Genomic DNA, 20,982 nt, shown 5'->3' on the forward strand with positions numbered 1-20,982 from the left:
GTGGCGCCAACCGGGCCGCTTCGCGGCTCCGGCGGCTCGGATCGCTCCGCGATCCGGCCTGGCGGCCAACGCTCCGCGTTGTCCTTGGGCTGGCTGCGAACGGGGGTGTGTTCGGTGGAGCTTGATGGTGTGTCAGGTCTGGGTCCATCCGATCCCCTCCTCCCCCCCCTGGGAGTGCAGCCTCCGAATCGATAATGACGGATCGAGTCTCTGACCGTGCCAGCCCGATCACTTCGGCCAAACTCGAGGGAGGCGTATGTGTGTCAAAATAATGGCCCTGGTAGGTTCGGATCTCATGACGCATCCCTCCTTGCTCGGAAGGGGCAATGAAGGAGAGCCATGAGTGGACCTGGGGTTCGGCGAGTGAATTTTGTTCTGTCGCTCCCCGACTATTTCAGCTGACCGGCGCCCGCGTTTATCAGAGAAACTCGCAATAGGAGAGAAGAGTGCCGACAGGGCAGGTACTGCGGCCGCATCAAGTCGAGGCGGTCGACTCGGTCCTGCGGGCTCTTGGGACGCCCGCGGACGGGCTCCTGCCGGCCGAAGGGTTGCGGTGCCAGTGCATCGCCGCCACCGGCTCCGGCAAGACCCTCATCGCCGCCGCCACTGCCCGGAAGCTGGGCGCGCGGCGGGTGTTGGTGCTGGTGCCGACGCTGAGTCTGCTCGTGCAGACCGCGGCGGCCTGGCGGCGTGACGGCGGCCGGTCCGGAGCGATGATCGGGGCGTGTTCGCTGCCTGCGTCGGAGTCTCAGGGGGTTCCCTGCACCACGGACGTGGGTGACCTCGTCGCGTGGACGCGGGGCTTGGACATGGTGACGGTGTTCGGCACGTACGCCTCTGTGGGCGTTCTTGAGCGGGCGCATGCGGCCGGTCTTGCGGCGTGGGACCTGGTGGTGGTCGATGAGGCGCACCGCACCAGTGGGGACGGGCTGAAGCCGTGGGCGGCGGTGCACGATCAGCAGAGGGTGCCTGCTGGGCGGCGTTTGTATATGACGGCGACGCCGCGGATGTGGGAGGCGGCTGAGGGGCGTGGGGGTGGTGAGGGGCTGCGGTTGGTGGCGAGTATGAGTGAGGACTCCCCCGTTTTCGGGCCGGTCGCGTACAGGCTCACGTTGTCCGAGGCGATCGGGCGGGGTCTGGTGGCGCCGTATCAGGTGGTGTGTGTGGATATCCGTGATCCGGAGTACGGCAGGCGGGCGCAGCTGGGCTCAGGGGTGGATGGGGTGCGGGGTGGGCGGCTGGCTGCGCTGCAGGCGGGGGTGTTGACGGCGGCCGCGCGGGAGAGGGTGCGCAAGCTGCTGACGTTTCATTCCCGGGTGGTGGAGGCCGAGGCCATGGCTGAAGGGGTCGTGGGGGTTGCGGCCCGGTTGTGGGAGGCGGATCCGCGGACGTATCCGGATCCGAAGCGGGTGTGGGCTTCCTGGCTGCACGGCGGGCATGCGCCTGCCCGTCGGCAGGCTGTGCTCGAGGAGTTCGCCTCCGGTGTCATTGAGCACCCGGTGTCCGGGGTGGGGGGCGGTGTGTGTGCTGGTGTTGGGCGGGAGCTGTTGCCTGCGGCGTTGCGGGTACTGAGCTCGGTCAAGGTGCTGGGTGAGGGGGTCGACACGGTCGCGGATGCGATTGCGTTCGGTGATGTGCGCGGTTCGATGGTCGATATCGTGCAAATGGTCGGCCGGGCCCTTCGCATGCAGCCGGGGCAGGGGAAGATCGCCTCTCTCATTGTTCCGGTATTCCTCGAAGAGGACGAGGATCCCGAGGACATGCTGACGTCTGAGACGTACGGCGGCCTGGCCAAGATCCTTGAAGCGCTCCGCGCGCACGACGCGGACACGATCGAGGCGCTCGCCGACTCCCGCCCGCGCAGTGGCAGTTGGACCGGTGAGGAAGCCGGTGCCGTCGATACCGGCGAGAGTGCGGATGGATTCGGGGACGGCGTCGGGGGCCGGGACGGCGGTGGGCCGGTGGATTTGGTGAGCGCGGGGGCGCGGGAGCTGCTGAAGTTCTCCAGTCCGCGTGATCCGGCATTGCTGGCCCGGTTTGTCAGGCTGCGGGTGTTGGAGCCGGAGGGTGCGTACTGGCGGCGTGGGGTGGAGGCTGCGGCCCGGTATGTGCAGGAGACCGGCTCGGCGCAGCTGAGGGTGCCGTACGACTACGTCACGCCTGGGCAGTGGTCGCCGGCGGGGTTTGCGTTGGGGACGTGGTTGGCCACGCAGCGCAAGACCCGTAGGGCCGGGCGGCTGGAGGGCGAGCGGGTCGCGGAGCTCGATGCGTTGGGGATGGTGTGGTCGCACCAGGACCTCGCGTTTGAGGAAGGTCTGGCGGCGGCGCGGGAATGGGCGCGCGTGCATGGGCATTTTCTGCCGCCGGTGGGGGCGGTGTGGAACGGGTATCCGGTCGGGAGCTGGGCCAAGAACCAACGTGCTGCCGCGAAACTGGCCGATCAGTTCGAGGCGCGGCGCGAGGCGAGTGAGTCTGTCGGCTCAGCGGCCGGCGCGCTGTCACCGTCGCGGCGGGAGGCGTTGGAGGAGATCGATGGCGGCTGGTGCCCGGTGTGGGATGTGGGCTGGCAGCGGTGTTTTAGGTTGGTCCAGGCCCGCCTCCGGGACGGTGGGGCGGTGCCGATGGTGGCGGGTGAGGTGGTCGTCCAGGGCGAAGACCTCGGCCGGTGGGTCACAGCGCAGCGGGACGGCTGGGACCAGCTGTCGACCGCGCAAGTCTGGCTGTTGGGACACGTCCTCGGACTCGAGCCCATAGGTGAGGGTGAGCTGCCCGTACGGCGTACGCAGGACCACAAGTGGAGGCTCAACCTCGCCGCCGCCCGCCAGTACCGATCCCGCGAAGGGCACCTGAACGTGCCCCGCAAGCATGTTGAGGAAGTACCCGTCGACGAGGCTGGGCCCGCCGCCACGGGCCGGGAAACCACCCCGGAAGGTACCGTCCCCGTCGCGTTGGGCCAGTGGGTGTCAAACACCCGACGCCGGGCGGACACGCTCACCGAGCAACGACGGACCGAACTCGACGAGTTGGGCATGCGCTGGTAGGGGCGTACAGCTTGTTGTCGCGTTGAGGATTGCTGAGGCGAAGCACGATAGGTGCCACTTGGGCGGGCTTGTTGTCACTGGTGGGGTGGTGGACGGTCGTGTGGGGTGGCAGCAGGCGCGCGGTCGGGGGGCTGGAGGCGTGGGGAAGGCTGGGGTGCTGCGGTGCCCGCCTGGTCCCGTAGGGGCGTTCGGGCGGCTGCGTGCACAGCGTGCGGGCCTGGTGATGCCCGGACGCGGGGGAAGTTGGCTCGGCGAGGGAGGACTGGGCGGGGCGCATCGCTACCTGCGGCTACCAATCCGTCGGCACTTCATCGGCGAACCACTCAGCGACATCGGGCAGCCGTGCGCGCAAGCGCCTACGGTCATCTCGCTGCGGCGCACATCGCCTGTCAGTAGTGAAGTCACCCCTTATTGCAGCTGCTCCGGCGTCACCTCGCCGGCCGCGCCGGCCTCATCCGTGGTGGTGTGCACGTGTTCGTTATCCAACAAGGCGGGCGCAGCGGGGGGGGATGAAGTTCAAGGAGTGCCGCCACCCCGCCGCATTGATCAGTCCGACGTCTCGGCCCCCGACGCCCGGGAGAAGGAAGTGCCTTCCTGAAACGGAGTGCTGCCGGGCATGGGTCACCCGTGACGAGGCTCCTCAGCCGCGATGCGGGTGGGGAGTTGAGATGCGCAGGTCGGTCAGGCCCCGAGCCTGATCCGGGGGGCGAGCACGCCGCTCTTACGGAGCCTGGCGAGGTGTTCCGGTCCGTCTGACAGGCGCAGCGGGTCCGGACGTCTGGGAGCTGCCGGAGGATGCGAGCACAGGAGTGGCTCGGCCCAGGCGGCAATCGGACGAGAGACGCCGCTGACGTGTGGCGTCTCATCAGCCTGGCCAACTGGAGGCCATCTGGCCTGAGTTTTGCCCGCGCTACCGAGCCCCTTACGTCAGCCCCTCATGCGGCGAAGCCGATGTTCATGACGTATTCGTAGGCGCCGTAGTCGGAGCCGAGGTCGGCGGTGATGTCGTCGAACCAGGCCGTGTCCATGGCTCCCTTGTCGCCGGCCGCCCATGCGGTCACCATCCGGTCCCAGTGGCGGACGTTGAGGGTGCGGAAGGAGACCTCCCGCTGCAGGGGGCGGCTCACCTGGGACTGGTTGAGGGGGTGGAACTCGACGCGGGTGCCGCGGCCTTGCCGGTTGAGGCGTTGCTGCAGGTGGCGGGCGACGTTGTGGCGGCGCACCTGGAGGTAGGCGGCCTCCAGCTGCGCGAGACTCTTCTTCGATGGTGCGGCCGTGCCGCTCGCCCAGCGTTTCAGGGTGCGCTCGGAGACGGTCAGGCCGGCCGTGCGGGCGGCGGCCTTCGCGTGTGGGGTGCGGGTGAGGTAGTGCAGGCGGGCGAGCATGCCGCGGCGCTGGGTGATGGGGGTGGCGATGAAGCCGGCGAGCTGGTCGAGCTGGCGGGCCGCGGCCTGGTAGCCCTTGATTCCCTGGGCGCCGAACTTGCCGAACTCCCGGTTCCTGTCGGGCATCTAGTCATCCTCCCCCGCCTGTAGCGCGTCGTCGTGCGGCGCGCCCGCCGTGTAGGTGTCCTTGATTTTGACCTCGGTGACGCCGCGCCCTTCGGGAAAGACACGCCGCCAGTCGCCGATGACGTGGAGTTCGTCGGTGCCCATCGCGCGGACCACGGTGAGGCCTTCTTCGTGGGCCTTGAGGGTTTTCATCCAGAGGTTGGCGAAGGCCTGGCTGCGGATGAGGTGCATCCAGTCGGGGCGGTTCAGTTCCCGGTTGTAGGTCGAGGTTCCCATGGTCGAGACGAATTTGGAGTACATGGCCTTCACGTACTCCAGGGTGACCTGGTCCTGCTGGGCGATGGCGGTGTCGCGGGCGTCCTTGAGGGCGATGCGGAACTTCTCCAGCAGGCCCTCGGTGGCCCCCGAGGTGTAGGACTCGTGGATCTGGGGGGGCTCGCACAGGGCGTGTTTGGGGTCGGACAGGCGCAGCAGGAGGCGCAGGGTGGGTTCGGTGACCCACAGGGGTCCGGGTTCGTCGCGCTGGCCGAGCGGGTTGGGCAGTACGTTCTCGTGGTTCCAGTGCGGTGGGGTGATGAGGTGGACGCCGGCTCTGCGGCGGTCGTGGCGGCCGTCGGTGGAGTGTTCGAGCTGGCCGATGGGCAGGTGGGTTTTGAGGGCGGACAGGTAGGCGCCGTTGATGTCGAGGGCGGTGACCTCGTGGGTGCCGGGTGGCAGTTGGGGCCTCGTCCATTTGGGTCGGGCTTCCCAGATGTGGTCGGCGTCGTGTTTGGACTTCTTCTTGAGGATGTCCGGCAGCCAGGGGTGGGCGATGACGTCGTAGCGGCCGCCCTTGCGGGTTTCGTCCAGCAGGGCCATGGCGTCCGGGATCGCCTTCTTCAGCAGCGCTGCGGTGGCTGCTTCGACGTCGCCGGCGTGGGCGGTCAGTGCTGCCTGTACTGAGGAGGCGATGAGGCTGCTCGCGTCGTCTGCGGGCGGGAAGGCGCGCCGGGGTGGCGGCTTGGTGCTGCGGCGGTCGTGGTGCGGTGCGTGTGGGGGTGTGCGGTCGGGTCGGGTGGGAGGCGGCGTGGCGGTGGGCTGCGATGTGGTGGGGGCGGTCTGTGTGGGCGCTGTGGTGTGGCAGTCGGCTGGGTCCAGGTGCTGTGGGAAGCCGGCCACCCGCTGTGTTGCCGGGCTGCCGCACAGGACGCAGGGCTCGGGCGCGGTCAGGGTTTCGACGTCGTCTCCGTCGGCGGCTCCGGCTGTCTCCGGTGGCGGCGTGGCCGTTTCCGGGGTGGCGGGCGGCTGTGCACCGTCGGCTTCGGGTCCGGTGGCCGGGGCGAGCTTCGCGGCGAGGCCGTCCAGGAGGTAGGCGTACCTCGTGCGGGTCTGTCCCGCGGGGTCGCGGCCGGCCTCCCAGCCGGCGACGGTGGACGGGCCCACCCCCAGCGTCCGGGCCACCTGTGCCTTCGACAGGCCTGCTTGCTCGCGCAGGTCACGGCGCACGGCCGCTTCGGGCAGTTCGGCCTCCGGGGTGAGGGAGGCGAGCAGGGAGTCGATTGCGTCGAAGTCGCTCATCGCCGGTCCTCCGTGCCCCTGCTGTCCCGCTTGGCCCTGCGCCGTTCCGCGAGGGCGGGGGTGGCCGTTTCTTTGACCCGCTGCTCTCCCCAGCCTGTCAGCTGCGCGGCACGCCCGATCCGTCCGTGCACCGGACGCCCCGTCACCGGGTCCCGGGCCAGGAATACGCGCAACGCTTCGGCAACCCGCTCTTCGGCGGCCTGCAATTCGGCCATCGCCGCGACCAGTTCACGTTCATCACCCGCATCAGACACAACCCCATCATGCCAAATTTAGTGACGGAGTGCAAATTATTGATGGTCCGCGATATTGAGACGGTCCTATATTGATGCATGATCGCTCACCCCCTCCCCTGCCCTGCATCCGGGCCCCTCGCCCCAGAGGGGCACGTGCACGAGATCTGCCGTCACGCCGCCTCCCGGCGGACTTCAACTGGCCTCGCCCGCCAGGAGCGCGTGCGCCACGGAGCGGTGACGTGGTGCAACCAGCCCCCTGGACGAGTCCAGGCACAGGACGGCCTGCTCGCGGCAGACCGGGAAGAAAGGAACCCGCTGCCGGATCACCCCGACGAGAGCAGCAGGGCCAGAGGACTGGCTGGATGTGCTCTGGCGGCACACCGTGACGCGGGGGCGGCGGGGCCGGGTGCTGCGCCAGGTGACGACCGGCATGATGAAGGCGGCGGCGCTCCACCCGTTGCCCGTGACCAGTTCCAGCACGTCCAGGGCGGAGCCCATGGTGCCGGATGCGGCGGGTGCATCACGCAGGCCGAGACGGGCCGTTTCGCGGACCGCGGGCTCGCGGCGCAGCCAGTCGTGCAGCGACCGCAGGTCGTCCTCCGGCTGCGGCCCGGCGACGCAGACGTCCAACTGCACTGGTTTCCCCCGGGTTCGCGCTCGCTGTTGTGGTGTGCCCGCTCATCCTCCCCGCCTGCGGCCGGCTTACAAACAGACAGCGGCGTCGTTGTACAAGGGGATCGTGGCGGGCTGGGGCGATCGCCGCCGGCGGCGGTCTCAGCATCCGCCGGGAAGCAGAGTTCGCGACGAGCAGGTGCCGCATCAGCCGGTGGAGCGGAGGTGCCGCGCGCGTACTGCTTCCGGCATCTCGGCCAGCGCACCGACTCGGCCCAGGGCTGCCTGGGCCGCCTCCGCGCCAAAGGCCGGTGCGGGCGGGGCAGAGCCAGAGGGATCGGCGTCGTCGGTCAGACGGTGCGCGAACGCGTTGCGCCGCTGTCTGAGCGTCCGCACCGGTCAGGAAGCACGCGATGATCCGGGGCCGGATTCCTCGGCCGCCGACTCGAAGAGCGGACCGGCAGCCGGGCGGGCGGAGTTGACCTGTTCCTCGCGGGTGAGGGCGAGCATGCCGCTCTCCCGTACGTCAGCCGTTCTTGCGAAGTGGAAAGCCAGAACGCGCCGATCTTGCGGCGTTAAGATCAGCACGGGATCAGGCGCGCTCCAGGGGGGGGGCAGATGGGCTTCGGACGTTTGCTGAGTCGCAGGCTCGCAGGCCTGGTGTGCATTGCTGTTGCCGCTGGTGGGTGCACGGGCCCGGAATCGCCCTCGCCCGGCGCGGAGATGTCCGCCGGGGCCCGGTCCTACCTCTCCCAGGCGTTGGGCATCATGGAAGACAACGCTCTGAATCGGCATGACGTCGACTGGGCGAAGGTGCGGCGGGCCGCGTACCGGCAGGCCGGCAGCGCACAGCGTCCGGTCGACACGTATCCGGCGATCGAGTCGGCCGTCAACGCTCTGGCCGACGGGCACAGCCACTTCTATGTCCCCAAGGCGGCCGAAGAGTTCTTCGGCGCGAAGGCCACCAGGGAGCAGGAGAGCGGGGCGGCGGACCGGCTGCCCGTAAAAGGGCGGGCGCTGCGTGGCCGGGTCGGACATCTGTCGCTTCCGGGGGTGCACGGATCCCGCGGGGTTTCTCAGCAGTACGTGCGCGAAGGCCGGGCTGCCGTAGCCAGAGCCAATCGGCCGAAGGCCTGCGGCTGGGTGATCGATCTACGCCGGAACCGCGGGGGAAACATGTGGCCGATGCTCGCGAGCGTGGGGACGGTCCTCGGCGACGGTGACGTAGGTGCGTTCGTCGACGCCGAGGGCGAGAAGTCCGTGTGGTCCATCGACAAGGGGCGCCCGCTCCTTGACGGGGAGCCGGTGGGGTGGGGGCCGGCCGCTCCCGTGGGCGTTGGGGCAGTACCGGTTGCCGTGCTCCACGGCCGCTTCACCGCCAGCGCCGGGGAGGCGGTGGCGGTGGCTTTCCGCGGGCGTCCTGATACGCGCTCGTTCGGGCAGAACACGTTGGGCGTCCCCACCGGGAACAAGGCGCACCGGCTGCCCGACGGGGCCGTCCTGAATCTGACCGAGGACAAGGACGCCGACCGCACCGGCCGCACGTACGACGGCCCGATTCCGCCGGACGCCGTTGTCGTGGACAGCCTCGGCCGTGCCGGCAAGCGGGACCGGGTGCTGGAGGCCGCAACCGCATGGCTGTCCGGTCAGTCTGCTTGTAGGGAGCGATCCACACCCCGGGGCAGCGCGATCGGGCCGCCGGCTGTGCGGTTTCTTCATCGGGATGCGTGACCGTGCCCCGCACGGCAGGTGCATACCGCCTCTATGTCCAACGCGGTGTTCGGCGAGGCGCCCACGCCGGAGCCGGCAAGGCCTCGTGAAGACGGGCTCGCATGCCACCGCGGGCCGTTCAGCGAGCGCAGCGAGGCTCCGCCGACGCGCAGCGCGGAGCCTCCCGGCGCCTCCCCTCGCCCGGCTCCGCACTCCATCCGACCGCCCATTCCTGCCTGCCTTCCTGCCGTGCGTCGCGGGTGCAGCAAGCACCACGTCCTCACCGACGGCCAGGACATTGCGCCCGCGGTGTCGCTGACCGGCGTTGCGGTCCGTTCCTGCATGGCCGTCGACGCCCGAAGTCCTGGCCGGCGTCGACGTGTCTGGGGCAGGATGACTCCCGAGTGCCCCCGTCCGGGAGCGCTCGTGGAAACCGGGCCGGTCCGCCACGGAGCGACTCGAGTGATGTGAAGGACTGACGTATGGCCAGCGGCACCGTGAAGTGGTTCAACAGCGAGAAGGGCTTCGGCTTCATCGAGCAGGACGGCGGGGGCCCCGACGTGTTTGCCCACTACTCCAACATCTCCGGCAACGGCTACCGCGAGCTCGCCGAGGGCGAAAAGGTCAGCTTCGACGTCACCCAGGGCCAGAAGGGCCCGCAGGCCGAGAACATCGTGCGCGGCTAGGTGTGCTGTTCTGACACGTTGGTGACGCGGCTGGCTGGTGTGTGGCCGTCGATTCCGGTGTGGGGTCGGTGGTAGTTGTACCAGTCGAGCCAGTCGTCAAACGCTGCCCGGCGTTCGGCGTCCGAGGTGTAGGGCCGCTGGTAGGCCCATTCCTCGAGCAGGGTGCGGTGGAAGCGTTCGACCTTGCCGTTGGTCTGCGGCCGCCAGGGCCTGGTCCAGCGGGGGCTGATGCCCAGCCGGCGGCAGGTCTGTTCCCAGGTGTTCTTGGTGTAGGCCCAGGCGTTGTCGGTCAGCACCCGCTCGACCGGGATGCCGCGGGTGGCGAACCAGGCGGTGGCCCGCTCGAGGAAGCCGGCGCAGGTGGCGGCCTTCTCGTCGGGCAGGTCCTCGGTGTAGGCGAGGCGGGAGTGGTCGTCCAACGCCGTGTGCAGGTAGGCCACTCCGGCCGCTTGCCGGTTCTTGCGGCCCGCGGCCCGGCCCAGCGTCCGGTGTCCGCCGCCGTCGGGGATGCGGCCCAGCTTCTTGACGTCGACGTGGACGAGTTCGCCGGGCCGGGCGCGTTCGTAGCGGCGCACGGGCCGTCCGGTGGCCCGGTCCGTGCAGGACAGCGGCGGCAGCCGGTGGGCCTGCAGGATGCGGTGGACGGTCGAGGCGGCGATCCCCGTGCGCACCGCGATCCGCTGCGGCCCGATCCGGTGTTCCTGGCGCAGCCGGACCACCTCGTCCTCGACGGGGGCCGGGGTCTTGTGGCGTTGGTGGAGCGGGCGGCTGGAGCGGTCGTACATGCCGGCCCAGCCCGACTTTCGGTAGCGGCCTGCCCAGCGTTGGGCGGTGGTGTGGCTGACCTGGAAACGCTCGGCGGCGCGGCGCAGCGGCCAACCGTCCTCGACGATGCACACGGCCAGACGCAGCCTGCCCGTTGGGGTCAGCGGCGCGTTACGGTGGCACATGAGGGCCTCCTGGACTCGGCGGTAGATGTCGCAATCCCCACCGAAACCAGACGGCCCTCACCCATGCAAGACCGCGCCGGCGTCACCAACGTGCCGAGACAGCACAGCTAGGGCCTGTCGTTTGGATCAGGCCGGATCAGGGAGCGGGGTAATGGGGCCTCCCCTGCTCGAGCGAAGCCGAGAGCTTGGGGAAGCGTGCGGTCGCAAGGCGGAGGAGGGAGGCGACGCGGAGCGTCGTCGACCGACGACAACGCCGCGAGCGTGCGTGCCAGGGCCCGCGAGCCCGGCCTGATCCAAACGACAGGCCCTAGCCCCCGCGAGCACCGGCATGGGGTGTCCACCAAAAACGGTGGGCGCCCCATCTGCCTTCGCACGGCGATGCCGGCCGCCGATCGCTGCACCGCCGGCTGCGTGCCGGCCCTCCAGCGCCCCCAGTGGCGTGCACCAAAGCGAACAAGCACAACGGGATGAAGTGGACGCGATGGACCTGGGGTCAGTCCCCGCCGCGGAGTGAGTTGAGGATGTGGGGCCAGGCGGCCGCTCCCAAGGCCGCGTCGGCTTCGGGCGTACCTCCGTACAGGTACTGCGGGGATGCCGGCGCGGCACTCTCACCAGGAAGCCGCGGGCGATGGCCGGCATCGTGGCGGGCGATCACACGCACGGTGGTCCCATCCGAGCGCCGGCGCGCGGCCAGTTGTTCGGCGAAGGGAAGGGACGGCCACATCGCGTCGTCTCCGCCCGCGACCAGCAGGAGATCGGCCCGGGCCTGGTCCACGGCGATCTCCGCCGGAGGAAGCAGGTGAGCGAACGTCAGCTCGCTGCGCTCGTACCACCCGCGGATGGCGGCCGGCCCGCTGCCCGGCCCTGCGGGAGTCCAGGAATCATCCAGCGGGACGAACGGCAGCGCCTGTTCCCGCCAGGTCCAGGACGACCGGTAGGGGCGCTGCGCTCCGTCGCGCCCCGGTCCGACGTTGCACCAGACGCGCGACGTGGGCGACAGCGCGATGACCGCGTCCACGCGCGGATCGTGCACGGCCGTGAGCAGAGCCGCCTCGGCCCCCTTGGAGCTGCCCAGGATGCCGATGCGTGCTGCCCCGTGCGCCCGGAGGAAGCCGACGGCGTCGGTGAAGGTCTCCAGGGGGATCTCGCAGATTCCCGGGGACTGGCCCGGCCCGCCGAACCAGCGGATCGACAAGGCCGTCAGGCCCTGCCGGGCGAGGAGGCGCGCTCTCTCCCGTTCGATACGCCCGCTGGAACCCGCCAGCACCACAACGCCGATACCACTGCCGCAGGCGGGAGCGACCAGAACACCCTCCCAGGGATCGGTCAGTTCGCGCTCCATGACCTCCACATGCCCCCCTCCCCCGGTCGGTCCGCCCCAGTCTGCCGGCGCAGCCCCCTCGGCTGTGCTGCTCCTCCCAGGCCGGCCGAACTCGCCCCGCATATCCGCCGGCAGCATCCATCCTGTGTCCCACAGGGCTCTGCCCTCCGGGGCCCTCTCAAGTCACCTGATCTGCACCAAGAATCCGCGGAATGGGGCCAGTCGGAGTCTCCTGGGTGGAGCCGCGGAACGCCGTCCCGGCCGGCTTCCCCATCCCCGGCAGCCGTAGAGGGGAGGGCGGGATCCCGGCCGGCAGGACACCCAGGCTGTGGGAGCGGTGGCACCCCGCAGTCGCGGCGCCGTTTCCCCTGTTCTCTACTCCCAGGCGGCGTTAAGCGAGTCGCCCGGCGAGGCGAGCGCGCAACGAGCGGGTCGAGCGCTGCGCGGTCGATGCACGTGGACCGGGTGGTGCGTGTGCCGTGGGCCGGCCGCAGCGCACGGGTGTCTGCGCATCCTCTCCCGCGAACGGCCCGGCTCGGGATCCATGTCCGGCCTGCCACCGCCTCACCCCTGCCCCCTGCGGCCGCACAGAGCAAGGGGGCAGGGGCCGGGGCCGGGGGTGGGGCGGGGGGGGCTGCGGGAGTGTCAGCGCAGGTGGACGGCTCCGGTGTGGGCGTTCAGCGTGTAGTGGTGGCCGTGGGCGCGGGCCGTGCTGTGACCGGCGTCCAGGGCGGCGATACGCACGCCGTGCCGGGTGATCCAGGCCTGGTAGGTGCCGTTGGGCAGCTTGGTGACGTGGGCGGTGGCGCCGTCCGCGAGCCGTATGTCACGGGTCTTGCCGGTCTGGTTCGTGTGGTGCTTCTTCTGGTGGTGCTTGTTCTTGTGGTGCTTGTTCTTGTGGTCGTTGTGCTTGTGGTGCGTGTGCTTCTTCGCCGGGTGCTGGGGCACGTTCTGCTCGCTGTGCCAGCCGCCGGGGTGCACCACGCCGACGAAGCCGTTCGCCTGGTTGAGTACGTATGTGTAGCCGTGCACGCGCTGGGTCTTGTGCGCCAAGTCCAGCGCCGCGATCCGCACACCCTTGTGCGTGATCCAGGCCTGGTAGCTGCCGTTGGGCAGCTGGGTGACGTGCGCGGTGCTGCCGTCGCTGAGCGGCAGGGTCTGGGTACGGCCCGCCGCGGCAGTGTGCTGGGCGGCGGAGGCAGTGGCGGTGGCGGTGGCCGCGGGCCCGGTGGAGGCCGGAGCGGCTTCGGCGGTGGCGGCGACGGCGGTCACGGCGCCGAGGCCGAGAACGGCGGATGCCACAGACGTGCGGAGAATACGAGAGGTCTGCATGCGCCGGCCCCTTTCCATGAGTCGGACAAGTCGAACGAGTCGAGCAGGTCGAGCGGGTTGGCTGAGTCGAACGCGTCGTGGGGACCGCGTACTCATGAAGCTAGGCGGCACACATCAAGGCATTCCGCACACAACATCACAGACATGTGACAGCGCCTTGAAAAGGCACAGATAGGGAGCAACTGCCCGGCTGGGGCGGGACCTTCGCCCCGGCCGGGAGTCCCGGGCCGCCGCCGGCGCCGCGCCTGCCGCGCCTGCCGTGCCTGCGGGTCCGGGACCGTTCGGTGATGCGGCACAGGGGTGCGTCTGCTCGGCTGCTGATCCTGGCTGCCGGGGCGTTGAGTGGGCGGGGGGCGAGACGGCCCTCGAACCGGGTGCGCGGGTGCGCGCCGCGGCCCCGTTGCCGCCGGTGCCGGTGGCAGCGGGCGGCTCTGGTGTGTCACGCGCAGCTTCTCAGCGGGCGGGATGCCGTGGCGCCGGGATTTCCGGAGGGGGCATGACGGCGGCCGCTAGGGGTGACCACCGTGCCGTGGCCGGGAACGGTCACCGGGGTGGGGTGGCGGCTGGGGGGGCGACAGTGGTGGGTGTTGCGCAGGTCGGACGAAGGGCGTGGCACGGCCTGTCAGTTGCCTGCTCTAGGGTCGCCCGCGTGGCTGAACTCTCCTACCTGACCGCCGTCCGCGCCTCCTACGACACGGTCGCCGCCGATTACGTCCAACGTGTGCCTCCGCCGGCCGCGATGGACCCGCTGTCCCGCGCGATGCTGGCCGGGTTCGCCGAACTCGTGCGGACCGCCGGCCTGGGGCCGGTCGCGGACCTGGGGTGCGGCCCCGGCCGTGTGACGGCGCACCTGGCCGGGCTGGGGGTGCCCGCCTTCGGCGTCGACCTGTCGCCGAAGATGGTCGCACTGGCCAGACGCGCCTACCCGGAACTGCGGTTCACCGAGGGCTCGATGACCGCGCTGGAGACGCAGGACGGCAACCTCGGCGGCATCCTGGCCTGGTACTCCACCCACCACACGCCCCCGCAGTGGCTGCCGGCGGTGTTCGCCGAGTTCCACCGCACGCTCGCACCCGGCGGCCACCTGCTCTGGGGAGACTACGTCGGCGATGAACGGCTGCGGCCGACCCACGGCTACGGCCACCCGGTGTCCTACGCGTCCTACCTCCTGCCCCTGGAGACCATGGCCGGCCTGCTCGAGCAGGCCGGACTCGCCGTCACCGCGAGACTGGAACAGGAGCCCGCCAAACGCGTGAGCAGGCCGCACGCCTGCCTCCTGGCACGGAAGCCCGAAAGGCGCTGACGGGGCCTCGCCTTCCGAGGAGGACGAGCGGATCCGCCAACGGGCCGGCCGCCCCGGCGTAGCGGCAACGCGCCCCTGCGCCCGGGTGCCACTGCAAGCCCGTGACCAGCGATGTTTCTTCTTCTGCGGGCCGCCCTGTGCCACCTGGACCTCCGCCGTGGGCTCCTGGATACCGTCCCGTGTACCCCCGCCCACGGATCAAGCCGGTGCGGCTACCAGTTCATGCGGCGGGGCATACGGCACTTCCCGGCGAAATCCGTCGAGGGACAGTCGTCGCCGCCGACCGCGAGGACGAGCGCCGCGCACAGCGCCAGCACGACGAAGACGGCCACCAGGCCGGTACGGGTGAGCAGGAACCGGCTCAGGCGGGTGCCGGTGCGGCCGAGGCGCCGGTCGCGCCGCACCGCGGCCCAGGGTGCGGATGCCCGCGATCCACCCCACGGCCGTCGCGACGAGGAACACGATCAGGAGCGGCATCTCCAGCCGGTCAGGGAGCAGCGCCACCGAGGATTCTCCCGCTCCCGCGCCCGTATGCCAGGGGACTCACCTGCGCGGCCAGAGCACCCGGACGCAAGCCACCGGCCACCAGGACGAGCAGCGGTGTCCCCACCCGGTCCGAGACCGGCCCGCCGCCGTAGTGGACGCCTCCCAGGGCGAACGGGTACATCTGCCGTGCTCCGCTCGAATGGGCCCCCGGCTGTCGACGTGTCCGGGGGGGGACGCCAGGCGGCGGGCCGGGCACGGCGGAAATTGATCATGGAAGTTCGTTACGGGTCTCACAACGGGTCTCACACCGGCCCAGGCGGGCAATCCACCGGACGGCTCCCTGCCCGAACCGTGCCGTTCCGACTCGACGCCGGCCTCCCCGCGAGCCTGCCCCAAGGTCCGCCGCGCCATGCCGTCGGCCGCGCCAGAGAGGGCAAAAGTCAGCCTGGTCCGCTCTGCCGTCGATCCGCATGCTGCGGACCACGCCTGCTCAGCTTCCGCCCGGGGCGAGCGTGGAGGGGCCGAGAGCTCGCGGCTTGCGCTCACGGGCCCGTACCCGGAAGCCGCGCAGCCCCCGGCCGTGGGGTTCTGACGGCGCCCCGGCCGTGTCGTCACCGACCGCGCCGGGCCGCCCCGGTTCAATGACCGTGCCAAAGCCACAGATCGGCGACGTGCCCGCCCCGCCCCCTCCCCCCGTCATCGGACCGGAGACACGGGGCGAGCAGAGACGGGAGAACTCCATGCGTATCCGCGCCCTGTTCATGTCCACCCTGCTGGCGGCCTGCGCCGTCCTCGGCGGCGCCGGTATGGCGGCAGCCGACGACAACCCCCAGGAACTGACGCCCAAAGAGCAGGCCGGCCTGGAAGCGGCGACGTCGATCGTCGACGCGCTGCTCGGCGGGGGCGTACCACTCGCCCGATAGCACCACGACCACGCGGAGCCCGGCGCCGTCACGGCCCTGCCCGCACGCACGGTGGGGTGGGGTGCTGGCAGCGGGGTGTCACAGGCAGGGCCGGTAGAACATCTTCCAGCCGTCGTAGGGCATGGAGGGCGAGTCCGTCATGCCCCGGCCGTACATGACGTTCACGCCGGGGCCCACGCCGCCCGGGCCGCGGCCCGGCGCGGACAGCAAAACCTTCCGCTCCGCTCCTCGACGCCGCCCCCGGCATTGACGAGGAAGGCCAGGCCCGGGCACGTGCGACGAGACAGGCCCCGGTCTGCCCGCTGCCCCACCGGCGCCCCCCGCACTCCCCCGCGTCACACCATCCGTGAGCAGACACAGCGAGACACAGCAGGGGCCGCCTCCAGCCAAGCCCCAGGGCCGGCCGGTGCACGCCGGCGGAGACGGCCGGGGCCCGCTCCGAGCGGACCCCGGCCCGTCGAACATGATGATCCGTACATGGCATGCTGCTCACCGGCCCGCGGCGGCACCGGCCGGTGCCACGCGCGTCCACCCGCCCCCGACCGGTTCCTGCCAAGGTGAGCACCACAGTGAAAGAAAAAGTGAAATTCCCCAGCGTCGTCGGCCCCGAACTCGCCGGAGTGATCGACCTGCCCGAGGGCGAGATCCGCGGCTGGGGACTCTTCGCACACGGCTTCACCCTCGGCAAGGACTCCCCCGCCGCCTCCCGCGTCAGCAAACAACTGGCCCGCGAGGGCATCGGCACACTCCGCTTCGACAACCTCGGCATCGGCGACTCCGACGGCGACTGGGGCGACGGCTCCTTCACCGTCAAAGTCCAGGACACCATCCGCGCCGCGGCCTTCATGGCCGAACGCGGGACTCCCGTGGATCTGCTGGTGGGGCACTCCTGGGGCGGCGCCGCCGCCCTCGCCGCCGCCCGCGACATCCCCGGGCTGCGGGCCCTGGCCACGATCGCCGCACCCGTCGACCCCAGCCACGTCGAGCGGCAGTACGACACCGTCCTCGACCGCGTCCTCAGCGACGGCTCCCACCAATGGTTCGTCGGCGGACGCACCCTCGTCCTCAAACGCGCCTTCGTCGAAGACGTCCGCAAAGCCCACCTGCGCGACCGAATCGGTGAACTGAACCTTCCCCTGCTGGTCACGCACTCCCCCACCGACTCCACCGTCGACATCGACAACGCCGCCGAAATCTTCCAGGAAGCCCGCCACCCCCGCAGCTTCATCTCCCTCGAAGGCGCCGACCACCTCCTGACCGCACGCGGGCAGGCACAGCGCGCCGCACACATCATCAGCGCCTGGGCCGACCAATACCTCGACCAACCCCAACCCTGAACAGCCAGAGCCCCCCCCCGCCCCGAGCCGGGGCCGGTACGTGACCGCCCGCCCAGCGCGCCGATCGGCCCTCGAGCAGTCGGGCATCCGCTGCCGTGTGACGTGAACCGAACCGCACGCGGTGCACCGTCGTTTCGGTCCCGGCCCAACCCGCCCCCGCCACCGGATGCGACACAGCCACCGGATGCGGCACAGCAGGCCAGGACGCCCCCGGGGGGGGCCGCCAGGCACACACGCAGCACGGCACCACCGGGCGGCACACCAGCCTTCTGGGGCAGTAGCGCGGCTTCGCCACCCATCAGCGGGGAGAAGGGCCGTGCTCTGCCCGTTCATGGGCGTCTTCCCTTTGGCCCGCCCGGTGATCCGAACCAGCCGCCGGGAAGGGGTTCGGGGTAGCGCTTGAGGACCTGGGCCGGGTGGTCCTCGTCGGTGGGCCAGAGCGCCACGTGGTAGCGGTCCTCGCCTTCCCGGCCGTCTTCGGAGACGGTGTCCAGTCCATGGGAGTAGATACGCACGGCGTAGTTTCCGGGGGCCAGGGGGATGCGGGGAATCTTGTCGCGGGTGTCCTGCATGGAGATGAGCAGGCGTCCTGAGGGGAGCGCGAGGCTGGCCTGTGTGACGTGGTCGGCTTGTTGTAGTTCCGTGTCGTCGGCCGGGGGTGTGCGGCGCACATCGACAGTGACGGGAACGTCGAAGGGGCGTGCGGCTCCGATTCCGACGACGCCGGGCGCCGTGTTGATCCAGTTCTCCACCAGTGCGTCGAACCAGGTGGGTTCGGGTTCGCCCAGGTCGGCGTCGTCGTCCTGGATCAGCAGGGTGGAGTAGTCGGCGACGACGGTGAGTTCGTGGCGGGAGAGCAGGCCGGGGTCGCTGGGCGACGGGGTGGCGGTCATCTGGAACTGAGCTCCGTCGGGCAGTGAGTAAACGGTCCGGGCGTCACGCCCTGGCCAGCATCGGCCTGCCGGGATCGGATACCAGCGAGCGCGACCGCGCCCATGGCGTCGTCATCACCGACGCGGAGGACGGCGCCGTGTTCGTGGAGTGGTTCACCTCCCGCACCCTGCGCGAGACGGCAGCCACCGAGCAGCGTGAGGCCATCGTCGAGGGGCCGGCGGCCCTCCTGCACCGGGACGGCCGCCGCACCATGCATCAGGCCATCGCCGCGGTCCTGCGCGGGTACGGCAACCTCAAGACCGACGTGCACGCAGACCAGGGAGTGCTGGTCAAGCGCCTGCCCATTCTCCCGGCACCCGAGCCCGCCCCGGTGGACCTGCCGCTCAGCGTGGGTGAGGTACTTTCCGAGGCGCCCTCGCCGATGCGCGGATTCCTCACGGACCAGGACGACAGCGACGACCAGTAGGTGGCGAGCCCGGCCGGACATGGAACTAGGCACGCCAGCATGCCGCCCTTAGCTGCTGCCAGGTGGCCACCAAGTACGGCTGCAGCGGAACGTGTGGTCGCCCTGGGGCAGAAACGGCATGCGGCGTCGAGCCGCCCGGGGGCGGGGAGTTGGGCCACAACCGCTTGAAGTCGTGTGCCATCACCGTCATGGTCCGGCAGCCCATACCGGTGCGCTCTCTCGGGTATCGATGAGCGGACCGTTTCGGGTGACGCGCAAAAAGGGAGGGGCCGGCCCCGAACAGGCCGGCCCCTCCCCCTACCTCGAACTGCCTCAGACGCCTACAGCGACGGCAGCGTCTCGGCCGGGGACACACCCGGCAGCGTCGGCAGCTTCGGCAGGCCCTTCAGGTCGGGCGCCGGCAGGTCGCCGCCGAGCACGATCGCGACCACCACGTTGACCGTCCCGGTCAGCGTCGCCTGCAAGGCGGCGGCGGTCGCCTTTGCGTCGCCCGCGGCGGAGGCCTTCACGAGGGCGTCCACCTTGGTCTGCAGGTCCGCCGCGGCCTTAACGACGAGGTCGGCGCCGGGGGCCTGCGCGCGGGCGCCCGGTACACCCGCCTTGCCGGACGCGGCCTTCGCGTCGGCCGTGAGGCCGTCCAGCGCCTTCTTGACGTCGGCCGCGTGCTTGGTGGCCTCGTCCTTGGGCAGCTTGCCGTCGGGGGCCTTGAGTACTCCCGCGACGAGACCGGTCACGGGCTGCAGGACGGCGCCCGCACCCGACAGTGCCGCATTCTGCTTGGCCAGCGCATCCGCGCCCGGCACCGGAGCGGCGGACGCACTACGGGCCGGCGAGTCCGTGACAGCAGAGAACGCCGGCCCGGCCACACCGAAGGCGAGGGCACCGCACAGCGCAGTGGAAGCAACCAGACCGGCTTTCCGGGAAATACGCATGATCTACCTTTTCGCGGTTGACGAGTAGTACTCACCGCAACCCTGCGAGAGGTGCATACCGTACGCAATCGGAATAACACGTACAGCTGCATCCAAACAGCCCAACAAACAACCCCCGACCTCACACCTTCCTAGGACCCCCGGGCGTGTCACAGATACAACCGAACGAGGACACCCCCGACCCGCAACAGCCCCCCGCAACGACGGACCCACTGCCACAACCCGAGCCGCTCACCACCCTCGCCCGACAAACGGCAGCCGGCCAACACCCCCCTGGCGACCGCCACCTGGACCAACGCCGCCGCCCCAGCCCACACCTCCCCCACACCCGCCATACGGAGCAGCTCACGGATCAGCCAGGCCTCGCCTCCGCGGACACCGGTCCAGGTCCCCCACCCTCAGGGCTCAACAGCCGGTCGGGAATGCCCGTCGGCCGCCCGCGAGGCGTGGCGGGCGTTCCCGAGCCCAGACAGTCCTGACTCCAGGAATCCCCCCCGGTCAGCAGCCCTGGCCGCGAGCGCTCGCCGGGCGCCCGCTGCGCTGCCGCTGCCGCACGGAGGCCGGATCGTGTCACACCGCCAGCGTTCCCCCGGCAACCTCCGTGCTACAGACCGGGACCACGAACAGGTTCCGCCACCGCGGCTCCACCATCCGAGACCACGCAAACCCGTCGGGGTAACGCAGCCGTGCTTCCGACATCCACTCTCCAACCCTCCTCACCACGCTCCACACTCCAGCGGGGCCCGAGCCCCCGCCCCATGGCCCACAGACCGGGCAGGCCGCCGCACTTGCTGCCGAGTTGAGCGCCGCCGAGGACGCCGGCGGCGCAGGCAGCCGAGACACACCCCAGGCCCGCCCCCCCCTGACGCTGCGAAACAACCGACCCAACCGGACACCGAAAGCCCACGCTCCCGCCGGGCGGGACCACCTCATCACCGTCGGCACGGTGGACGATGCCGGGGCCGCACTGCACGCCCGGCCCCCGCTGTCCCATCGCGGCCCCTACGCGAGCATGACCGGGTCGCAGCCACAGACCGCCCGACGACCGTACGCATCACGTACCCAACCGCACGTCCCTGCCCGAGAGTTGGGCGCGGATACCCTCGGTCGTGACCGTGATGTCCTGCAGGCGCAGGTCGCCGGGCATGTTCTTGGGGAGCTGTGCCGAGAACTCCATCTTCTGGGCGACCTTCGGCTCCCGCAGCTTCCGCAGGCCCTCGATCAGCGACGGGTCGATGCCGGCGGGCTCGAGCAGCGCGGGGTGATCGGCCAGCGCGTCCAGGGCGCCGCCCTTCATGAGTCGGCCCGGCACGAGCGGTCGGCCCGTGGCCTGTTCGGTTTCGCGTTCGTCCATCTTGTTGATGGTGGGTGCGGTCAGTTGGAGGCCGCCGCCCTTGCCGGGGGTGTAGGTGAGCAGACCCGGGATCACGATCCTGGTGTCTTCCACGGACAGCGCCAGACCCCGGCCGCCGGTCCGCTCCAGGTGTGCGCGGCCACGGATCTCGGCCTTCTTGCCGGCCATCGGGAGGCCCCCCTTGGCCTGCACCGTGTTGGGCTGCCTGCCGGGCGCCAACCTCACCCGGGACACGCCGACTTCACGGTTGAGGTCGTCGAAGGACAGAAACACGTCGCCGCGGACCCTGCTCAGGACGGCGCCCTTCACGGAAGACGAGAGGCTGCCGACG

At 70.6% G+C, this 20,982-nt stretch carries 18 protein-coding genes and 1 pseudogene; 7 read left to right on the top strand and 12 right to left on the bottom strand.

Going from position 1 to position 20,982, the window contains the following annotated elements; genetic code table 11:
- Nucleotides 1-446 precede the first annotated feature (446 nt).
- A complete protein-coding gene (locus ACOKM3_RS42450) occupies nt 447-3,041 on the top strand; it encodes a helicase associated domain-containing protein (protein ID WP_426907040.1) in 2,595 nt (864 codons plus the stop codon).
- Nucleotides 3,042-3,976: 935 nt separating this feature from the next.
- Here the strand turns inward: ACOKM3_RS42450 and ACOKM3_RS42455 are convergent.
- The 4 genes from ACOKM3_RS42455 to ACOKM3_RS42470 all read right to left on the bottom strand — a co-directional run bounded on the left by ACOKM3_RS42455 (nt 3,977) and on the right by ACOKM3_RS42470 (nt 6,981).
- Nucleotides 3,977-4,552, bottom strand: a complete 576-nt coding sequence (locus ACOKM3_RS42455) for a transcriptional regulator (RefSeq protein ID WP_426907041.1) — start codon at nt 4,550-4,552, stop codon at nt 3,977-3,979.
- On the bottom strand, nt 4,553-6,109 hold the full coding sequence (locus ACOKM3_RS42460; protein WP_426907042.1) for a helix-turn-helix domain-containing protein: 1,557 nt from the start codon (nt 6,107-6,109) through the stop codon (nt 4,553-4,555).
- Nucleotides 6,106-6,363, bottom strand: coding sequence for a hypothetical protein (locus ACOKM3_RS42465; RefSeq protein ID WP_426907043.1), 258 nt, complete (start codon nt 6,361-6,363; stop codon nt 6,106-6,108). Before ACOKM3_RS42465 ends, ACOKM3_RS42460 begins: the two co-directional genes overlap by 4 nt.
- 174 nt (nt 6,364-6,537) lie before the next feature.
- Nucleotides 6,538-6,981: an effector-associated constant component EACC1 gene (locus ACOKM3_RS42470; protein WP_426907044.1), complete on the bottom strand. Its 444-nt coding sequence runs from the start codon at nt 6,979-6,981 to the stop codon at nt 6,538-6,540.
- A gap of 744 nt (nt 6,982-7,725) precedes the next feature.
- Between ACOKM3_RS42470 and ACOKM3_RS42475 the strand changes: the two genes are divergently transcribed.
- Nucleotides 7,726-8,688: a S41 family peptidase gene (locus ACOKM3_RS42475; protein WP_426907045.1), complete on the top strand. Its 963-nt coding sequence runs from the start codon at nt 7,726-7,728 to the stop codon at nt 8,686-8,688.
- Between the two features lie 461 nt (nt 8,689-9,149).
- Nucleotides 9,150-9,353, top strand: a complete 204-nt coding sequence (locus ACOKM3_RS42480; protein ID WP_327658665.1) for a cold-shock protein — start codon at nt 9,150-9,152, stop codon at nt 9,351-9,353.
- On the opposite strand, the gene ACOKM3_RS42485 is transcribed toward ACOKM3_RS42480, so the two are convergent.
- The 3 genes from ACOKM3_RS42485 to ACOKM3_RS42495 all read right to left on the bottom strand — a co-directional run bounded on the left by ACOKM3_RS42485 (nt 9,350) and on the right by ACOKM3_RS42495 (nt 12,926).
- Nucleotides 9,350-10,303: an IS481 family transposase gene (locus ACOKM3_RS42485; RefSeq protein WP_426906061.1), complete on the bottom strand. Its 954-nt coding sequence runs from the start codon at nt 10,301-10,303 to the stop codon at nt 9,350-9,352. The two genes, ACOKM3_RS42480 and ACOKM3_RS42485, sit on opposite strands and share 4 nt — an antisense overlap.
- A 493-nt stretch (nt 10,304-10,796) precedes the next feature.
- Entirely contained in the window at nt 10,797-11,645 is an 849-nt protein-coding gene (locus tag ACOKM3_RS42490) for an acyl-CoA thioester hydrolase/BAAT C-terminal domain-containing protein (RefSeq protein WP_426907046.1), read from the bottom strand.
- A 624-nt stretch (nt 11,646-12,269) separates the two neighbouring features.
- Nucleotides 12,270-12,926, bottom strand: coding sequence for a hypothetical protein (locus ACOKM3_RS42495; RefSeq protein ID WP_426895547.1), 657 nt, complete (start codon nt 12,924-12,926; stop codon nt 12,270-12,272).
- Nucleotides 12,927-13,605: 679 nt separating this feature from the next.
- On the opposite strand from ACOKM3_RS42495, the gene ACOKM3_RS42500 reads away from it, so the two are divergent.
- Nucleotides 13,606-14,259 (top strand): class I SAM-dependent methyltransferase, encoded by a 654-nt coding sequence (locus tag ACOKM3_RS42500; RefSeq protein WP_426895549.1) that lies wholly within the window; start codon nt 13,606-13,608, stop codon nt 14,257-14,259.
- A gap of 212 nt (nt 14,260-14,471) precedes the next feature.
- Here ACOKM3_RS42500 and ACOKM3_RS42505 read toward each other — a convergent pair whose 3' ends face one another.
- Nucleotides 14,472-14,663 (bottom strand): hypothetical protein, encoded by a 192-nt coding sequence (locus ACOKM3_RS42505; protein WP_426895551.1) that lies wholly within the window; start codon nt 14,661-14,663, stop codon nt 14,472-14,474.
- An 822-nt stretch (nt 14,664-15,485) separates the two neighbouring features.
- Here ACOKM3_RS42505 and ACOKM3_RS42510 point away from each other — a divergent pair.
- On the top strand, nt 15,486-15,668 hold the full coding sequence (locus ACOKM3_RS42510; protein WP_426895552.1) for a hypothetical protein: 183 nt from the start codon (nt 15,486-15,488) through the stop codon (nt 15,666-15,668).
- 78 nt (nt 15,669-15,746) lie between these two features.
- On the opposite strand, the gene ACOKM3_RS42515 is transcribed toward ACOKM3_RS42510, so the two are convergent.
- Nucleotides 15,747-15,878 carry a hypothetical protein gene (locus tag ACOKM3_RS42515; RefSeq protein WP_426895554.1) on the bottom strand — a complete coding sequence of 44 codons (132 nt, stop codon included), beginning with the start codon at nt 15,876-15,878 and terminating at the stop codon, nt 15,747-15,749.
- 371 nt (nt 15,879-16,249) lie between these two features.
- Here ACOKM3_RS42515 and ACOKM3_RS42520 point away from each other — a divergent pair, with 371 nt between their 5' ends.
- Nucleotides 16,250-17,005, top strand: a complete 756-nt coding sequence (locus tag ACOKM3_RS42520; protein WP_426895556.1) for an alpha/beta hydrolase family protein — start codon at nt 16,250-16,252, stop codon at nt 17,003-17,005.
- 329 nt (nt 17,006-17,334) lie between these two features.
- Here ACOKM3_RS42520 and ACOKM3_RS42525 read toward each other — a convergent pair whose 3' ends face one another.
- Nucleotides 17,335-17,898: a hypothetical protein gene (locus ACOKM3_RS42525; protein WP_426895558.1), complete on the bottom strand. Its 564-nt coding sequence runs from the start codon at nt 17,896-17,898 to the stop codon at nt 17,335-17,337.
- Between the two features lie 23 nt (nt 17,899-17,921).
- On the opposite strand from ACOKM3_RS42525, the gene ACOKM3_RS42530 reads away from it, so the two are divergent.
- Nucleotides 17,922-18,365: a hypothetical protein gene (locus tag ACOKM3_RS42530; protein ID WP_426895560.1), complete on the top strand. Its 444-nt coding sequence runs from the start codon at nt 17,922-17,924 to the stop codon at nt 18,363-18,365.
- A gap of 320 nt (nt 18,366-18,685) precedes the next feature.
- On the opposite strand, the gene ACOKM3_RS42535 is transcribed toward ACOKM3_RS42530, so the two are convergent.
- Both ACOKM3_RS42535 and ACOKM3_RS42540 read right to left on the bottom strand, forming a co-directional pair.
- Nucleotides 18,686-19,297 (bottom strand): hypothetical protein, encoded by a 612-nt coding sequence (locus ACOKM3_RS42535; protein ID WP_426895562.1) that lies wholly within the window; start codon nt 19,295-19,297, stop codon nt 18,686-18,688.
- A gap of 1,054 nt (nt 19,298-20,351) precedes the next feature.
- A pseudogene (locus ACOKM3_RS42540) lies at nt 20,352-20,982 on the bottom strand (DUF2993 domain-containing protein); the annotation flags it as partial.

The sequence above is a fragment of the Streptomyces nidicola genome, from assembly GCF_050106155.1.
Lineage (GTDB): Bacteria > Actinomycetota > Actinomycetes > Streptomycetales > Streptomycetaceae > Streptomyces.